The following is a 15,550-nucleotide window of genomic DNA, read 5'->3' as shown; positions in this document are numbered from 1 at the left end:
GTATCTTCCAGAAGGATGGGATGATCATAAGCAGTCGTTAGAAGCTCGCTTTTGGGACGCCCATCTTCCTCTTCAAAGAAAAGATCCTGGTTACTCAATAAATCAGCAACCGTACAACCCAATATCGACGCAATAGCCTGAAGGGCTTCTGCGCTGGGTTTCTTTGATTTTCCTCTAAGGATGTTTAAGACGGCATGGGTCTTTAGACCTGCTTCACGCTCAAGCATTGAGGCTGAGAGGTTCTTCGCTTTCATGCGTGTAGAAAGCTGTTTTGCTAGTGCTGTGCTCATGGTTCTCGCTTTGTATTAAATTATTTTCATATGCAGCTTAGGAGTATAAAAACATGTATTGACAAGGACATTCAAGTCTGTACTAATACAATAAATGAGTACTCATACACGATTCTGTACAAACAGAAAAGGAGTTTCTATCATGGACCCTAATCTTATAGAACCTATCGTGGTTGCCGAGCGTTGGGGCACTACTCTCCATACTTTAAGTCAGTGGCGCTGGAAAGGCGGTGGGCCTGTTTTCATAAAGATTGGACGAAAGGTCTACTACCATAAAAAAGACATCATTGAGTACGAAGAGCAACTGCGCCGTACGAATACCTCTATCGATAGAGCAGCATAACAATTTGCAGCAGGGATTACAACCAATGACGCATGAATTACTCATTAGCGAACCACCCCTTCAGGTTCTCCCAACGCTTGCTCAAACGATTGGGCTCAATGAAGCGATTGTTTTGCAGCAAGTTCACTACTGGCTGAATCCTAAGTTTAACAAAAACTTTTTCGAGAATCGCTACTGGGTTTGGAATACCTATGAACAATGGCAAAATCAGTTTCCATTCTGGGGGATGAATACGATACGACGGGCTGTTGCAAATTTGGAAGAAGCAGGTCTGTTAATGTCTTTCGTGACTCGAGATTTTAAGAAGCTAAAATATTATACCCTTGACTATGAGAAACTACAGCAGGTGTTTATTGATTCTGAAACGAATAGCCAGAAAGTGGCAAAAAAGCAAGGAACACATCCATCTGCCCAAAATGGGCAGATCGATTTGTTGAAATCCACAGATCGACCTGCCCAGATTGGGCAGATCGATCGGCCCAATTTGGGCAGATGTATTAATATTGATACAGAGACTACTAGCTCAGAGAATACTCTTCTTCCTCCTCTTACTCCTCCTTCGAAAAATTGTGCGCTTGAAAAATGCCATGAGGAAGAGGAGAAAATAAATCAAATTTATTTTCAAATGCTTGATACCTGGAACAAGACAATCCAGAGCAAGTTCTACTGTGGCAAAGACGTTCACCTGACAGAAAAGCGATTGGATCGTCTGAAAACATTCTTGGATAAAGTTTTGAACGGCAAAATTAATTCCTGGGTCGATTATTGCGAAATAATCTCGAAATCCCGATTTCTGTGTGGTCAAAATCCAAGCGGATTCAAGGTAACCCTTGATTGGGCGATTGTTCCCGACAATGCCTACAAGCTCCTGGAGGGGGTAATCTACGACAAGCAGGAAAATTCCACGAGTCACTCAAACGTTACACCAGATGATCAACCGTGGGATCTGTTTTCTGAAGAGATTGCCAGGGCTCTCCCTTCAAGCAAACACCTCCAACCCTGGATGCAGATCTCTCTAACCCTCGCTAAGCTAATCGGCCAAAACAAATATCGAACCTGGTTTTCGAAGGTTACCCTTAGCCATTTGACAGGGACAAAAGCGATTTTCTCCGTCGAAGGTAATTTTACCAAAGGATATATTGCGAACCACTTCTTATCAGAAGTCCAGTGTGCTGTACAATCGCTCTTTCCTGAAGTTGTACAAATCGAGTTTCACGTCATTCCAACTCTGAAAGGTATAGCATGAACAATCAATCTCTCTCTTCAAATCCAACACATTGCGCACATAATCCCACTCTTCATCCGATTGAGTTCATTGAACGCTGGTCTCTGTGTCACCACTTGGCGTGCGTTGTCAGATATTTGGCTCGCGCAACACGCAAAAAAACGTCTTCGGAACATACGCGTTTGGAAGATTTGAAAATGGCGCAGTGGTACTTATCTCGAGAATTGGGGTGCAACCATAAACCCCACTTTGCAGCTGTTTTAGTTCAGCCACCTCTCCAAAAGATCAAACTAGAAGCTTGTCAACTCTCGTCGCATTTGGCTGAGGTGCTGTTTCATATCCAAGTTTCTCAAAAGGTTTGTCAAGGAAATGGTCAGACTGACCGTACATCCACCTATATGAGGGAAGCTTCCCTCAAGCAAGCCCTGAAGCACTTACGAGAGGAAATTAAATTCTATGAACATTAAAGAACACCGGATTTATACCTTCATGTCAGAACCCCTCAGAATTGGGGGGATGACAGTGGATGAGCTATGCTTCATCGTCGTGAGCATTTTCCTGTTCTTCGTCCTGGAAGCGCTTTCCCTAAAGCTTCTCTTCCTTATTGGAGGGTCTCTCGGGGTCTACGTCATCAAACGCTTTAAGAAATTGGTCACAGGATTTTCGACTGTGTCCTATCTTCATTGGACTTTGGGCTTACGGTTTGGCTTGCCAAGAATATGCCCTGAATCTTGGAAGAGGATATGGCTGCCATGAACTTCTCTTCCAACCAATCAACGTTGACAGGGGTTTTGAAGCAACGAGACTTTGCTCTTTGGGCTTGCCTTGGCCTTGTGCTCACAAATATCCTGTTGGTTTTAAAAGTAGTAAATGCTGAGGAGCATTGGGTTTTAATCCCTCACTATGATGTTGACCACAGACTGGAGATGACTGCCTCCAAGTATTCCGATGACTACTTCGCGGATTGGGCCAATGGGGTGGTGAATACCATCTTGTCGGTTAATCCCGATAGCATCGATTGGAAGATTCAGCAGATTCTAAAAATCACGATTCAAAACGTTGGGACGCTTAAAGAGAAACTGCAGGCTGAATCCAAGAAGATCAAAGCCGATGAGATCAGCACCGTCTTTTATCCGAAGAAGTTTTTGGTCAATCAGTCAACTCAAACCATCGACGTGGTGGGCCAGCACATTGCTTATTTTGGGAGAGATTCCTCACCCGTTACGACTGAAAAGAAATTCTGCCTGTCCTGGGTGGTTCGAACTCACGGCGTCATCCTTTTGAAAGATTTTGTGGAGGTTAAAGATGAATAAATATTTGATGAGTCTTGGGGCGTTAGTATTCGCCTTTACGGATGTTTGTTATGCACATACGCCTTTAAATCCTGGCGAGGTTTTAGAGTTCCCAATCTCAAAAACGGGTATGACCCGAATCACAATTGATAATGACGGGATAGAGGATATATATGCCTATCCAACAGAATATGGGGACAATATCTCCCATCATAAAAGCGGGCATATCTTTGTGGTGGCTGAAGGTTTGAACGGGCCTCTCTATGTAACATTGATCACAAAGCGTGGGGCCGTTCAAGACCTTAAACTCATTCCAAAGTCCAAGAAAGCAGAACCGATTCTTCTTACATACGAGAATGCAGAATCTCGGTTGCAACAGAGTCAAGAAGATGCAGGTACCATTCTTGCCAGCTTTGTTCAAGGGATAATTCCAAAAGGGTTCTTCGCCATATCGGCAGATGAAGTGAGTCGTGACCATGAGGGAAAGAGCTCATTAGAAGCAATCGTCGAGAACGCTTATCAAAACGAGCACTATCGAGTGTTGGTCTTCAAGGTCAAGAACGTGGGGCAGGAACAGATCACTCTCGATAATCGGGTGCTTTGGGAGGCCAGGGATTTGGCTTCTGCTTTCGATCAATCCCAGCTCAATCCTGATCAATCTGGGAAGTTATTTGTCATTCAAAACCGTTAATTGAAGGGGGAACAGAGATGAAATTGATATCAAAAGCGGAACTAAAAGTATGGGGTAAGGCAATTGGGTATGTTTCAGTGGCAATGCTTGCCATGACCGGGCTCTCCTATGCCACCTTGGATGCGCAAATAACGAAGGTAAGCGACATAGTTCTTGGAAATCTGGCCGCTTTGCTGATTGGCGGAGGGCTTGTGGTGGGTGGGGGTTATTCTTGTTACCAGGGGGATATTCCAAAAGGTTTGGCGCAGATCGGCGTTGCCGGTGGGATTGGTATCGTCACCGCTCTCGTTAAGTCAAAAGCCATTTTTAACATATTGAACTAATGAGGAAGAGGAATCGCCATGAAAGAGATGTTCGAAAAATTGGAAAGTCTCAAAAGTTGCCTCTACGATCGGATCGGGTTATCAGGAGATTCTGGCGTAAGAGACATAAATGCCGCGTCAAAGAAACTAAGGGTAAAACAGCTACTTTTCTTAAGCGGAGCCGGCATAACAATTCTGGCGGGAGGATTTTATCTCTTTTTGTCAGGGGGTGATAGTGCGTCACCTTCTATGAGCACAAAGCCTGTTGAGAAACCAATGAGCACCCTTGGGAAAGACATGGCTACACCTTTAAGCCCTGTTGATGAGCGGGAAACTTGGGTCAATAGAGTTGAGAAGAAGGCAGAGATCCTTCGCCAAGAAACACACCAAGTCCATCAACAAAATGAATTGCTGGAAAAGCGCGTGGATGTTTTGGAAGACTTATTCAAGTTGCAACCTCCCGTTGAGCACCCAGGCTCTGAAACTGCAAGCCAGTCAATTGAACAACCTACGGAACAACCAGTATCATCCATTCCGAACGCTTCTTATGGGACTGGATCAACAAATAATGCGCCGCCTAAAAGACGAGGTCCAAAGATTGTTCACCTCACCGGGCATCGTCTTACGAGCGCTTCTTTAAAATCATCGGACTTATATCTCCCTGGCGGCACCTATTGTAAGGCCGTTGTGGATATGGGCGTTGCAGCTTCCACAGCAACGAATTCACAAGGAAATCCAGAACCGATAAAGCTGCGATTGGTTGATGATGGCAATCTCCCAGGGGGTTTAAAAGGACAGGTGCGAGATGCGGTTCTCATCGGTGCTTGCTATGGGGACATTTCCAGCGAGCGCGCGCGCTGTCGCTTAGAAACTCTAACATGGAAGGATAAGAACGGCACTCAAATCGAAAAAGCGATTGAAGGGTGGGTTGTTGGAGAAGATGGTCTGGCAGGCATTCGAGGGCAAGTTGTGGATCGTGCTGGGGCGGTTGCAAGAGAGGCATTTGGTGCTGGATTGTTATCTGCTGCGGCTAACTTCTTGAAGTTTGAAGCAACTGCTGGTGTCTATCCAATGACTCCTTTCGGTCAAACCAATGCCTTGAGCAAAGAAGGAGCGCTGAAAGGTGCAGCCGCATCGGGTGCAGGTAGCGCACTCGATAAACTCGCGGAATTCTCTATTAAGCGAGCAGAACAGATGCAACCAGTTATTTTGGTTGCGAGTGGTCGCGTTGTTGATGTGCTTCTCAAGACAGGTGTTTCCTTGACTCCCGAAAGTGATAACGACATGAAGGTCGTCGGATCTTCATCTTCTAATACTGACCTTGAAACTTCTACTCAAAATTCGCAGGAGGGTTAAATGAGTACAGATAAACTAAGAAAATCTCTCAGTCTATTGGGTTGCTTATCATTGGTTGGTTGTACCGGTTCCACCTATTCCAGTCACTTTGATTGTCCTTACGGTACAGGAGCTGGGTGCGCCTCTCTTTCTAAGGTCAACAAGATGATTGATAGGCATGAAATTGATTTGGATGAGGATGAATCACTTTGTAGCACTGGCAGTTGTACATCCAAAAAGAAGCAAGTGGTCATTTATTATGGGCCGGATCAGATAAGCAAAGTTATTTCAATTAATACCCCGACGAGGTAGTGCCAATGACTTCAAACAAACCAGAAACTCTCGAAACCTTGATGAAAGAGTGGATTAACATTCCACGTCTGCATGATCTGTTGCCTTATGAAAGCTATGAGCCCCAATCTCAGCTTTTTTACAATGAAGGAGCAACAGGTTTTGTATTAAGCGCCAATCCCATTGTTGGTGCGGGTCTTGAGGATCAACAACAAATGGCTCAGTTCTTTCGAACACCTGGGAATTTGACTGAAGGCACCTCGATGCAATTCCTCTTATTTGCCAGTCCTTGCATTGGGCCACATCTAGACTATTGGAAAGACGCCCGAAGTGAATCTTTGCGAAATGACCCCATCTTCCAAAAGCTGGCTTTGCGTCGATCAGAATTTTTGAAAGCCAAAGCCTACCATGACCCAGAGGGTTTTTTGATCCGGGATTATCGATTGTTAATCTCCTATACGGTTCCAGGACATATCACCCAACCGTTTGAGAAAGATCGTTTGATGCGTATTCGAAAAGAGATGAAGGCGGTTCTGGAGACTTTGGGCATTCAAGCAACCACGCTTGATGCGGATGGCTTGATTCGAGAAGTCGGTACGATCCTCAACATTCATGAGGACGTCTACCCTCAAGTGAGCCAATGGCAAGAGCATGATTCATTAAAGAAGCAAATCTTTGATTTGGATAAGAATTTTAAGGCAACAGAAAATGAGGTGATGCTGAATGATGGGCAAACGTTGTGCCGAAGCTACATCCCCAAGGTTTGGCCAAAACGCTGGTCTTTGGGCAATATGGATCGAATGATCGGGGATCTTTTGGAGGTACGACAAAAGATCCCGTGCCCCTTTCTAATCCACTTTGGTCTGTTTGTCGATAGTAACCAAGGAAAAATTAAAGCCAAAGCATATGCAAAGCGACAAACTCTTGAGAATTCCTTGAAGAAGGGCATGTCCAAGTTCGTTCCGAACTTGCGGGAACAATATGACGAGAGCTTAGAGACTGTTGAAGAGCTTCAACTTGGTGGACAGGTTATTATTGAGTCTTTGAGCTATACGATTTTTTCTAAACCTGAAGAGATCCAAGAAAATGAACAACACCTTCGTGCTTTGTGGGGCAGTTCCGGTTGGGCCTTTCAACCTACAAAATACGATCACTTGTTTGTTCTCCTCTCTTCGCTACCAATGACTTGGACAATCGGAACTTCAAAGAAGGGATATTTCTCTAAAAAGGCATATGGAGCAGCAACGGGTTTGGAACGCTTGTCCAAAGCCAAGAAGACGGTTACCAAAGAAGCCCAGAATCTCCTTCCTGTTGTGGGCGAATGGAAGGGCCAAGCATCGCCCGGTATGCCTCTTGTGGGAAGGCGCGGGCAGCTCTTCTTTTGGAATCCATTCGGCAAAGCCTTCTTGCCGGGAGAAACCAATGCTCAAACCGATCATAACTATAATGTTTGCATCGCAGGTCAAAGTGGATCTGGCAAATCCGTCTTTATGAACGAACTCATGTCAACAGTTATGGGGGTAGGGGGCAAGGTCTTTGTTTTGGATTTGGGGCGAAGCTTTAAGAAGACGTGCCAGATTCTCAAAGGACAGCACATCGAGTTTGATATTCGACATCCCATCAGCTTGAATCCCTTTACTCATATTCCCGAAGGAAACGAAGCTGAGGAGATTCTGCAACGAGAAGAGATGCTCTCCATGATATGCCCAATCTTTCAAGTGATGGCTGCACCAAAGAATGGCACAACGGATTTAGAAAACGCATACATTGAACAAGCAATACGCTGGTCTTGGGAGACTTACAAATCCAAAAGCTCTGTTGATACAGTGAGAGAGTTTCTCGAGAACCATGAGCAAACGGTTGCTAAAAATCTTTGTCAAACTCTATATGCTTTTTCCTCTCACGGCTCTTATGGGCACTTCTTTAATGAGGCAGCTAATACAAGCTTCAAGGAAAAGCTCGTTGTCATAGAAACTGATCATCTGCGCAATTATCCAAGCCTCATGGCTGTGGTCGTTCAAATGCTCATCATTCAAATCAACCAAGAAATGGCCAAGGGAGATCGGGTAACACCATTTCTCATAATCATTGATGAAGCTTGGAAACTGCTCAGTGGCAAAAATACAGGAGACTTTATTTCCGAAGCGAGTCGTACATCCCGAAAGTACAAAGGCTCGATTGTGTTGGGAACCCAACATTTGACCGATTACTTCAAAGAAGAATCTCCAGGGGCCACGGAGGCTTTTAACTGCTCTGCCTGGAAATGCATTCTCTATCAAGAGGGCGATGTCATCACGTCTCTGAAACATCATGATCAACTTCAAGGGTTTGTAGACAATGAATACAAAGAAGCCCTTTTGCGATCCATTCATTCCAGTCCGCCCCATTATTCTGAGGCAGCGATATTTGGACCTGGCATCAATGGAATTGTGGGGCGACTCCGCCTCGACCCGTTTAGTCGCCTTCTTTACTCAACCAATGCCGAAGAATACCAAGCCATTGAGAGTCATATCCAACGCGGCGCCTCTATCGAAGAAGCTATTGAAACTGTCATTGAAAGACAAAATAGCAACCGAGGCGTCGCGGCCAATGAAAAGGAGGATTCTCATGAAACTTAATCACATCCTCTTCATTGTTTGTGTTCTCCCCTGCAGCGCAAAGGACTTGGGCGTCATTGGAACAAGTTTTGAGATTGTTGAGAAAAGCTTATTAAAGGTCATTGAAGAAAATCTTCAGGAATTACAAGCTTCCGGCAAGCTATCGGATTACCAAAAAGAACTCCAGGAGAGAGTCTGCCAATCTATTGATCGCCCAAGACCCGTTGAGGGTTTCCAAAAAGCGACCACTAATCAATCAAGAGAATATGATCCCTCATTCGTGTTGGATAAAGACATCAAAGATCATGAGGGCAATCTGATCGCCACAGCTGGAACCAAATATAACCCTCTCGATTATCACTCATTTGGAAAACCACTGCTTCTGATTGATGGAGATGATAGCTCTCAAGTCTCTTGGGCATTAAATCAGGAGGGTAAGATCGTCCTCACTCAAGGAGCCCCCCTTCTCTTAGCCAAAGAGCATAAGAGGACATTCTTCTTTGATCAAGGAGAAGTGTTGGTGAAGAAGCTTGGCATTTCCAAAGTTCCTACCCGCGTGTCCCAGAAGGACAAGGTACTTACGATTGAAGAAATTCCTACAGAAAAACCAACTCTATTGCAAACGAAAGGTTATTTAGATGGTGAATGAGAGATTAATTATAAACTTGGCGGCGGTGGTCCAGTTGAACTACAAGGATGACCAATTCATGATCTATAATATCAACCAGAACTCGATAGTCTCCAATACGATAAGACCAATAAGCGGACAAACTCCCCGCCAAAGCCTTTCCAGTTCGCCGGGGTGCATTAGAATCCAGGATTCGCTCATTAAGAAATGTCAAAATGCGCTTTTGAATGGGTCGATCCAGTTTTCGCAATTGTTTTCGAGAATCGGGCGTCCACTCAATCTTCCAAGTCAGATTTGTCAAAGTTCAGTTCTTTCATTATTTTTTCCATGGGGATCGTTTTTAATGTCCCATTGCGAACTTGTTCTTCATACCGCGAGACAGCCAAAATGGTTTCCTCATAAGCGTCAAGGTATGCCTTCATCGCTTCTTTTAAATAATAACTCTTTGAACGATGCGTTTGGGCCGCCAGTGCATTTAAGCGGGTCTCCGTATCTACATCAAAACGTACGCCAGTCATTTTCAGTCTCCATTCAACAAGGTGTTACATTATACTATACAGGATGTTCAACGTGTTAAACAAGTTCTTTTTTTGTTACATGGCTTTTTTCTTAGGTATTACCCCAACAAATTCTACCTGCGTGGGCCGCTTTGTCAATCCCATCACAGACATCTGCTGGAAATGCGTGTTTCCCTTAACCATTATGGGTATGGATGTTGTGAGGGGCAATGCGAGCCCTCCCGTGCCCCGATCGCCTATCTGTGTGTGCAATAGACCTCCCTTAAACCTTCCAGTTCCTGGAATTCCAGTGGGGTTTTGGGAACCGGTCAGAATGGTGGATGTGACTCGAACGCCCTATTGCCTAGTGAACATGGGCGGGATGCAGGTGGCGCGCTCAGGCGTTAGCTATCGGGGGGATGTGGAGGAAGATGGGCACACCGGGCTTCATCACAGTTTCTACCAAGTGCATTGGTATGTATACCCGATCATGTATTGGCTCGAAGTCTTGATGGATTTTATTTGTCTTGAAAATACCTCCATTGACCTGACCTACTTAACGGAGCTGGACCCCTTATGGAACGATGATGAGAAGTCTTTCATCCTGAACCCTGAAGCCGTCTTGTTCGGCAATGTTCTTGCCCAAGCCGCGTGTGCCGCTGACTGCGTGGCTTCTTCTACCAACTTGCCTCTCGATTCCTTATTTTGGTGTTCTGGATGTCAAGGTGGACTTTATCCGTTTACAGGAACGCTTAGCGATCATGCTGGAGGGGTTCAAGCCAGTCTCCTCATTGCAGGCCGATTTATGGCCAAACTTCACCGAGAGGGACTCCTCTGGGGGACTTACGGCAAGCAAGGTCTATGTGCCAAATACCCCATGCCAATCATTAAGAAGAGCCAATATCGCCTTCAGATGACCTACCCAATTCCAACCACGTCCAATTGTTATCCCTTGGGTCACACGGAAGTGTTTTGGCAAGGAGGAAAGGAATTTCCCTATAAAGGCTCGGATTTTGGGTATTTGGTTTGGCGCAAAAGAGATTGTTGTCTCGGTTAGTTATATTTGTTGGAGAAGCTTATGAAACAACGAATTATTATAATGTTTTTGGGTATGATTCTTGGCACTCTTGGTGCTGAAGAGGAAGCTCAAACATTAATCAATCAAGCCGAACAAGCTTCCAAATTTGGGGCGATTGATGCGAAAGCTCTGATCCATTCCCTTAAGGGTCCAACTCGAAAGGCTTGTACAAGTACACACTCTGAGGAAACGCCAGGAAAATGTGGGATGAATCTTAAATCTCTGAAAGAGAAGAAGTCATTTGCTCAACTGTACATCTTCGTCTCTTCAAGTATGCCACAAGAATCCATCAAAGTCTTAGGTCAACAAGCCAAAAAGATTGGGGCGCACATCTTGTTTCGAGGTTTAGTGGGAGGAACGTTTTCAAAGACACAAAGTTACATGAAGGATTTAGGTGTTGCTGCTGAGATTGATCCCCCAAAGTTCGACGATTATACAGTCACTGTCGTTCCGACTTTTATTCTTCACAACAAGAACGTTACGGATCGAGTTGCAGGACATATATCTCTATTTGAAGCCTTGGATCAGTTTCAGAAAAAAGGAGAATTAAAGAGCGAAGCACAGAGCCTGTATCAAACCCTTCTGGGTAAAGGGGGTGAATCATGAAGATGTCCTTCATAATACTGGGGGTGATTCTATCAACGATCTCCAAAATTGAAGCCATGAACAAGTCCTTTGACCAAGGCAGCTCTTGGGCTCAAAGCCACGCAATCCCCAAACCTCAAAATCCTAGTGTTATTCTAGGATATGAAGGAAAAGACCTTCCTCAATCAAAAATCAAGGGCCATGATCTTGGAAGCAAATCTCGACAAGCCATGTACAACAACGAGGCCGGCAATCTTATTGTGGAAACTTATGCCGCCCGACCAAACTATGTCATCGATTCTCAAAAAGACCCCCTTATGGTAGTGGCCAACCAAGCCATAGCGGATCCTCAAAAAACACTTAATGATAACCTCAAGGAAATTCCTAGAAAAGAGATCAGTTCTGAAGAAACCAAAACATGTGTGGAGGGTGGTGATGAGTATCAACAAAACTGTTCAAAGCACTTAAAGATCGTTCTTAAGATCACATCAGAAGTGAAAACCAATGTTACCTACTGTCCAGGACATGCAAGAAAGGAACGAAGAGGATGGAGTATGCACTACAGTCATTGGACAGAGTATTGCGGAGGATGCGCAACTCGGGTAGATGTGACCCCAAAAAAGGTGAAAGTTATTAAGGAAAAATGGATTGATGGATGTAAAACTCTTGAAGATCACGTTGATAGAGGGCTTTGCCGCTATGTAAAAGCCACGAGAAGTCCTCAGAATGAAACTCGAGTCATTAAAGGCGAGCCTATTACCCGCGATCATTTTGAAGAACATTATCAATATGCATGTTTCAAGGCCTCATCTAAATCTTGCGTGGGTTTGCGCGAAAAGGGCTGTTATCAGACCAATTCCGTTTGCAAAGAAAGGGTTGCTAACACCTGTGTTCTTTGGGAACAAACTTTCCGCTGCCCTGCTGGTAAAAGAGCCCTCAAATCTTATAAATCTTCCAACAATAAGAATCCGTTTTGTTTGAGTGGAGATTGTACCGATACCACTTATAAGCCCAATCAAGATTTGTTCGAAGTTTTGAGTCAGATGTCGGTGCTCAAAGAAGCGCAGAATGATTTGAGGAACTTCTCGACCATATTCAAAGGGTCTGATCGAAGGTGTACGCGCAATTGCTTAGATTTTCGAGATTGTTGCGGCTCGGGCAAAGGCTGGGGCGTGTCACTGCACTTGGCGAGTTGTGATGCTGAAGAAAAGGAACTTCGAGAATTACGGGACAAAAATCGGTGTGTGTTGGTTGGAACTTATTGTGCAGAAAAACTCGCCGGGCAATGCATCCGAAAGAAGACGACCTTTTGTTGCTATACCAGCAAGCTTGCCAAGATTATTCAGGAACAAGGAAAAGGACAATTGGGGCTCGGTTTTGGATCCCCCCAACAACCCCAATGTCAGGGTTTGACCCCAGAACAACTGTCCAAGATAGATTTCTCGAAAGTGAACTTCTCTGATCTTTTTCAAGATATTGCAGCTAGCACAAAAGTTCCAGATGTTCAGAAGATCACCCAAGGTATACAGCGATCTATGAAGGATAAGACGAGTCATATAACCAAGTCACAAACAACACAGGGGCGTGGCCATGGGGATTATTAAATCAATGCTTTTCATGTCGATTTTTCTCATCTTTCCAGCCCATTCAAGTTGGTACAAAGGAGAGCAAAAAGGGTGGCTCTGGTATAAGAAAACTCTGCTTCCTATGAAGAAAGAGAACAAAAAAGATACCACATCAAAGGTACTCACCTATTCAGGAAGAATGGAGGTTTTACGCAAGAACTTTGAAGAGATTCAAGCCAAAGCAATTTTGGAACCCACATTAGATAATGTTCAAGTGATGCAACAAGCCCAGAATGCCATCATGAATCGCGCGACTGAGTTTGAAAAATATTGGATGCTTGCCTCCCTTCTTACAAGCCAGAACTTTCGCAGCTCCGATCAACCAAGTCCTCAACATCGAAAGGTTTATCAAGTGCAGTTTGATCGACAGCTTGATCAGAAAATAAGGAGCTTGGCCAAAACCTATGGACTCTTTTTTATCTTTAAAGAGGATTGCCCCTTCTGCCATGAATTTGCTCCCATTATTAAAGACCTGATGAATCTTTATGGATTTGATGTCAAAGCAATCTCAGCTGATGGGAAAGCGCTTGAGTTATTTCCGGATGCGGAGGCTGATAACGGAACGATTGCCGTCCTCAATCCAGAAGGCATTTATCCCTCGTTATTTCTAGTGAATCCACAGTCTCGTCAAGTTATTCCTCTCGCTCGTGGTCTTGTGAGCCTCTCCCAGCTTCGAGAAAATTTTAAAGTCATCATTCGATTTCTAGAGGAGGCTCCACATGGTTAGAAAAATTATAAGCGTCTTGGTCATTCTTATTTTAAGTTGTCTCCCAACTGCCACTCAAGCCAGTGCTTTGGACAAATTCTTTAAAAGCTTGGGAGGGCAAGTAAATAAAACAACACCGGGGGCGTTTCAGGATCAGGCGGCCGGATATTACACAGGCGGCGGCTATGTCTTACGCCAAAACAATAGTGTGGTTCAGCCTATCAACATCAGCCTGCCTCAGTTGGGAACGGGCTGTAATAATCTCGATTTATATTTTGGATCGTTTTCCTTTTTGCAAGGGGAGCAGCTCTCACAGCTTCTTCGCCAGATCGGAACAGGTGTCCCGACTTATGGCCTTCAATTGGCCATGAAGACCATGGCTCCTCAAGTTGAGAATCTATTATCTCAGCTGCGCAAATCCGTACAAGACATGAATAATATGATGCTGAATTCCTGCCAAGCAAGTCAGAAGATCGTCGGGGGTCTTTGGCCGAGAGGAACGGCGGCGAGTGAGCAAATCTGTATGAATGAGCGCCGCAGTGGCGGTGAAGATTGGTTCGGTGCACGTCAACATTGTGAGAAGCCTAATTCTGTTCAATCAAACGTCAAACATGCGCAAGGCAAGTACAAAGACCTGATGATGGGCGAGTATAACCTTGTGTGGCACGTCCTTAAAAAGATGCCGGAGTATTCGAAAGAAGTCGACGGTCGACCCCCGAAGGAGCTGGCCTCTTTTATCATGTCCGTGACGGGGACGTTGATTTCCAAAAGAGAGGGCGATGCCATTCGTCTAAAAGTCATCGAACCCAAGGCTGATCAGAAGGATTTCATTGCGGCTTACCTGAAAGGAGGAACGACGTCTCAGCTCACCTGTGATGAAGATCAAAAGTGTCTATCACCTCGCCTTACTCAAATCACGATCCAAGATAGCAGCGCGCAGCCCCGAACGACGATGAAGGCCAAGGTCATCTATAAAATCTCAGAGTTGCGGGTCAAATATATTTCCAAAGAATCGATCACAGCCGAGGATATTGCATTCCTCAACGATGCCGTCAATGTTCCTGTCTATCGTTACATCCAGGTAAGTGTGGCCGCTGGCACGCCTTTCCTCATGCAGGACGCGGCGGAATATATAGCAGCCAATGTCATCCTCACGCAATTTGATCGGGTGATGAGTGAGGTCCTTGAGGCCGTAGATGCCTTGCAAAAGATTCAGTTGGAAGATACGGCGATTGAGAGTTTCAAGAAGAATTTGCAAAGCTCACGCTCACGTGTTCAGTCCCTATTGATTGGCGCCAACAGCGGTTCCATCAACACCTTAAATCAAACCATACAAGCCATAGAACAAGCCATAGTTGCCAAGAACAGTTAAGGAGAGGTCATGGATTATGCAGTTTATATTTATGGCGGTGGCAAGATTCTCTGGACCATTTTTAATGGCATCAGCTTGATCTTTGCAAGTGATAATCCTTACTTTACATCCGTCGGCACCTTAACAATCGGCATTGCTTTGCTCTATACCGGAGTCAGGTCAGTTCCAGGTGGTTCGTTGCCCATATTCTTTAAGGAGTGGATATTACCCACCTTTCTCCTGGTTGCTTTGTTTTATGGTCCCAAAGCCTCCGTCAATATAATCGACAAAGTGGACCTGAATTTCAAATACAGCAAGGTTGATAACATCCCGTTGGGCATCGCTGCCGTGGCCAGCCTATCCAGCACGATTAGCGAGTTTCTGACGGAGCATATTGAGACCATATTCACCTCAAGTGACATGGAACGGTTCTCAAGAGTGGGGCCGATGTTTGGAGCCAAGTTGATCCAAGCCGCCCATACGTTATCAATAAGAGATCCTCTTATCCGCGAGAACCTGAAGGATTTTACACGCCAGTGTTTTGCATGGCCGTACGTCTTCTCAAACCTGGAACCTGGCAAGAAAGCTGCTTTGGAAACCGAAGATATGCTGGGCTTCATTGAGGCAAATCCTCATCCCCTTCTAGGTATATATTGGCGACAACCGAATGGCCAATCAGCTTTCATGAACTGTCGTGAATGTGCCGTCAGGGTG

Annotated in this window: 20 protein-coding genes; 17 read left to right on the top strand and 3 right to left on the bottom strand. The window is 44.9% G+C overall.

Annotation, left to right across the window (positions count from 1 at the left end; all coding sequences use genetic code 11):
• On the bottom strand, positions 1-290 hold a 290-nt coding region (locus K2Y18_00755; GenBank protein MBX9804266.1), incomplete at its 3' end, for a helix-turn-helix transcriptional regulator.
• Between the two features lie 142 nt (positions 291-432).
• Between K2Y18_00755 and K2Y18_00750 the strand changes: the two genes are divergently transcribed.
• The 11 genes from K2Y18_00750 to traW are packed head-to-tail and all read left to right on the top strand — an operon-like array spanning position 433 to position 9,015.
• The gene (locus tag K2Y18_00750) at positions 433-633 is read left to right on the top strand and encodes a helix-turn-helix domain-containing protein (GenBank protein MBX9804265.1); all 201 of its coding nucleotides are present in this window, start codon (positions 433-435) and stop codon (positions 631-633) included.
• Positions 634-658: 25 nt separating this feature from the next.
• Positions 659-1,879, top strand: coding sequence for a hypothetical protein (locus K2Y18_00745; GenBank protein MBX9804264.1), 1,221 nt, complete (start codon positions 659-661; stop codon positions 1,877-1,879).
• Positions 1,876-2,325: a DUF3310 domain-containing protein gene (locus K2Y18_00740; protein MBX9804263.1), complete on the top strand. Its 450-nt coding sequence runs from the start codon at positions 1,876-1,878 to the stop codon at positions 2,323-2,325. Before K2Y18_00745 ends, K2Y18_00740 begins: the two co-directional genes overlap by 4 nt.
• Positions 2,315-2,614 (top strand): hypothetical protein, encoded by a 300-nt coding sequence (locus K2Y18_00735; GenBank protein MBX9804262.1) that lies wholly within the window; start codon positions 2,315-2,317, stop codon positions 2,612-2,614. The genes K2Y18_00740 and K2Y18_00735 overlap by 11 nt, the downstream gene beginning before the upstream one ends.
• The gene (locus K2Y18_00730) at positions 2,611-3,171 is read left to right on the top strand and encodes a type IV conjugative transfer system protein TraE (GenBank protein MBX9804261.1); all 561 of its coding nucleotides are present in this window, start codon (positions 2,611-2,613) and stop codon (positions 3,169-3,171) included. The genes K2Y18_00735 and K2Y18_00730 overlap by 4 nt, the downstream gene beginning before the upstream one ends.
• A complete protein-coding gene (locus K2Y18_00725; GenBank protein ID MBX9804260.1) occupies positions 3,164-3,841 on the top strand; it encodes a type-F conjugative transfer system secretin TraK in 678 nt (225 codons plus the stop codon). The genes K2Y18_00730 and K2Y18_00725 overlap by 8 nt, the downstream gene beginning before the upstream one ends.
• 17 nt (positions 3,842-3,858) lie before the next feature.
• Positions 3,859-4,164, top strand: a complete 306-nt coding sequence (locus tag K2Y18_00720) for a hypothetical protein (protein MBX9804259.1) — start codon at positions 3,859-3,861, stop codon at positions 4,162-4,164.
• 18 nt (positions 4,165-4,182) lie between these two features.
• On the top strand, positions 4,183-5,499 hold the full coding sequence (locus tag K2Y18_00715) for a TraB/VirB10 family protein (protein MBX9804258.1): 1,317 nt from the start codon (positions 4,183-4,185) through the stop codon (positions 5,497-5,499).
• Complete coding sequence (locus tag K2Y18_00710; protein ID MBX9804257.1) at positions 5,500-5,790, top strand: hypothetical protein; 291 nt, start codon at positions 5,500-5,502, stop codon at positions 5,788-5,790.
• Between the two features lie 5 nt (positions 5,791-5,795).
• On the top strand, positions 5,796-8,387 hold the full coding sequence (gene traC / locus K2Y18_00705) for a type IV secretion system protein TraC (protein ID MBX9804256.1): 2,592 nt from the start codon (positions 5,796-5,798) through the stop codon (positions 8,385-8,387).
• Entirely contained in the window at positions 8,377-9,015 is a 639-nt protein-coding gene (gene traW / locus K2Y18_00700; protein ID MBX9804255.1) for a type-F conjugative transfer system protein TraW, read from the top strand. Before traC ends, traW begins: the two co-directional genes overlap by 11 nt.
• A gap of 4 nt (positions 9,016-9,019) precedes the next feature.
• On the opposite strand, the gene K2Y18_00695 is transcribed toward traW, so the two are convergent.
• Both K2Y18_00695 and K2Y18_00690 read right to left on the bottom strand, forming a co-directional pair.
• A complete protein-coding gene (locus tag K2Y18_00695; GenBank protein ID MBX9804254.1) occupies positions 9,020-9,286 on the bottom strand; it encodes a type II toxin-antitoxin system RelE/ParE family toxin in 267 nt (88 codons plus the stop codon).
• Entirely contained in the window at positions 9,270-9,512 is a 243-nt protein-coding gene (locus K2Y18_00690; protein ID MBX9804253.1) for a ribbon-helix-helix domain-containing protein, read from the bottom strand. Before K2Y18_00690 ends, K2Y18_00695 begins: the two co-directional genes overlap by 17 nt.
• Before the next feature lie 79 nt (positions 9,513-9,591).
• Here K2Y18_00690 and K2Y18_00685 point away from each other — a divergent pair, with 79 nt between their 5' ends.
• The 6 genes from K2Y18_00685 to K2Y18_00660 all read left to right on the top strand — a co-directional run.
• Positions 9,592-10,548: a TraU family protein gene (locus K2Y18_00685; GenBank protein MBX9804252.1), complete on the top strand. Its 957-nt coding sequence runs from the start codon at positions 9,592-9,594 to the stop codon at positions 10,546-10,548.
• Between the two features lie 21 nt (positions 10,549-10,569).
• Positions 10,570-11,175: a hypothetical protein gene (locus tag K2Y18_00680; GenBank protein ID MBX9804251.1), complete on the top strand. Its 606-nt coding sequence runs from the start codon at positions 10,570-10,572 to the stop codon at positions 11,173-11,175.
• Positions 11,172-12,758 carry a conjugal transfer protein TraN gene (locus K2Y18_00675; protein MBX9804250.1) on the top strand — a complete coding sequence of 529 codons (1,587 nt, stop codon included), beginning with the start codon at positions 11,172-11,174 and terminating at the stop codon, positions 12,756-12,758. Before K2Y18_00680 ends, K2Y18_00675 begins: the two co-directional genes overlap by 4 nt.
• A complete protein-coding gene (locus K2Y18_00670) occupies positions 12,745-13,506 on the top strand; it encodes a conjugal transfer protein TraF (protein ID MBX9804249.1) in 762 nt (253 codons plus the stop codon). The genes K2Y18_00675 and K2Y18_00670 overlap by 14 nt, the downstream gene beginning before the upstream one ends.
• Positions 13,499-14,857 carry a conjugal transfer protein TraH gene (locus K2Y18_00665; protein MBX9804248.1) on the top strand — a complete coding sequence of 453 codons (1,359 nt, stop codon included), beginning with the start codon at positions 13,499-13,501 and terminating at the stop codon, positions 14,855-14,857. The genes K2Y18_00670 and K2Y18_00665 overlap by 8 nt, the downstream gene beginning before the upstream one ends.
• Before the next feature lie 9 nt (positions 14,858-14,866).
• The coding region (locus K2Y18_00660) for a conjugal transfer protein TraG N-terminal domain-containing protein (protein ID MBX9804247.1) at positions 14,867-15,550 on the top strand (684 nt) is incomplete at its 3' end.

The organism is Alphaproteobacteria bacterium, from assembly GCA_019746225.1.
Classification (GTDB): domain Bacteria; phylum Pseudomonadota; class Alphaproteobacteria; order Paracaedibacterales; family VGCI01; genus VGCI01.
The sequence above is the reverse complement of the archived record's forward strand: the minus strand, read 5'-3'. Positions and strand labels throughout refer to the sequence as shown.

Excerpts from the sequence above, each read along its gene's own strand:
- traW (MBX9804255.1), top strand. The coding sequence starts at position 8,377 with ATGAAACTTAATCACATCCTCTTCATTGTTTGTGTTCTCCCCTGCAGC.
- traC (MBX9804256.1), top strand. The coding sequence starts at position 5,796 with ATGACTTCAAACAAACCAGAAACTCTCGAAACCTTGATGAAAGAGTGG.
- K2Y18_00675 (MBX9804250.1), top strand. The coding sequence starts at position 11,172 with ATGAAGATGTCCTTCATAATACTGGGGGTGATTCTATCAACGATCTCC.
- K2Y18_00670 (MBX9804249.1), top strand. The coding sequence starts at position 12,745 with ATGGGGATTATTAAATCAATGCTTTTCATGTCGATTTTTCTCATCTTT.
- K2Y18_00750 (MBX9804265.1), top strand. The coding sequence starts at position 433 with ATGGACCCTAATCTTATAGAACCTATCGTGGTTGCCGAGCGTTGGGGC.
- K2Y18_00710 (MBX9804257.1), top strand. The coding sequence starts at position 5,500 with ATGAGTACAGATAAACTAAGAAAATCTCTCAGTCTATTGGGTTGCTTA.
- K2Y18_00690 (MBX9804253.1), bottom strand. The coding sequence starts at position 9,512 with ATGACTGGCGTACGTTTTGATGTAGATACGGAGACCCGCTTAAATGCA.
- K2Y18_00740 (MBX9804263.1), top strand. The coding sequence starts at position 1,876 with ATGAACAATCAATCTCTCTCTTCAAATCCAACACATTGCGCACATAAT.
- K2Y18_00730 (MBX9804261.1), top strand. The coding sequence starts at position 2,611 with ATGAACTTCTCTTCCAACCAATCAACGTTGACAGGGGTTTTGAAGCAA.
- K2Y18_00685 (MBX9804252.1), top strand. The coding sequence starts at position 9,592 with ATGGCTTTTTTCTTAGGTATTACCCCAACAAATTCTACCTGCGTGGGC.
- K2Y18_00715 (MBX9804258.1), top strand. The coding sequence starts at position 4,183 with ATGAAAGAGATGTTCGAAAAATTGGAAAGTCTCAAAAGTTGCCTCTAC.
- K2Y18_00665 (MBX9804248.1), top strand. The coding sequence starts at position 13,499 with ATGGTTAGAAAAATTATAAGCGTCTTGGTCATTCTTATTTTAAGTTGT.
- K2Y18_00680 (MBX9804251.1), top strand. The coding sequence starts at position 10,570 with ATGAAACAACGAATTATTATAATGTTTTTGGGTATGATTCTTGGCACT.
- K2Y18_00725 (MBX9804260.1), top strand. The coding sequence starts at position 3,164 with ATGAATAAATATTTGATGAGTCTTGGGGCGTTAGTATTCGCCTTTACG.
- K2Y18_00720 (MBX9804259.1), top strand. The coding sequence starts at position 3,859 with ATGAAATTGATATCAAAAGCGGAACTAAAAGTATGGGGTAAGGCAATT.
- K2Y18_00745 (MBX9804264.1), top strand. The coding sequence starts at position 659 with ATGACGCATGAATTACTCATTAGCGAACCACCCCTTCAGGTTCTCCCA.
- K2Y18_00735 (MBX9804262.1), top strand. The coding sequence starts at position 2,315 with ATGAACATTAAAGAACACCGGATTTATACCTTCATGTCAGAACCCCTC.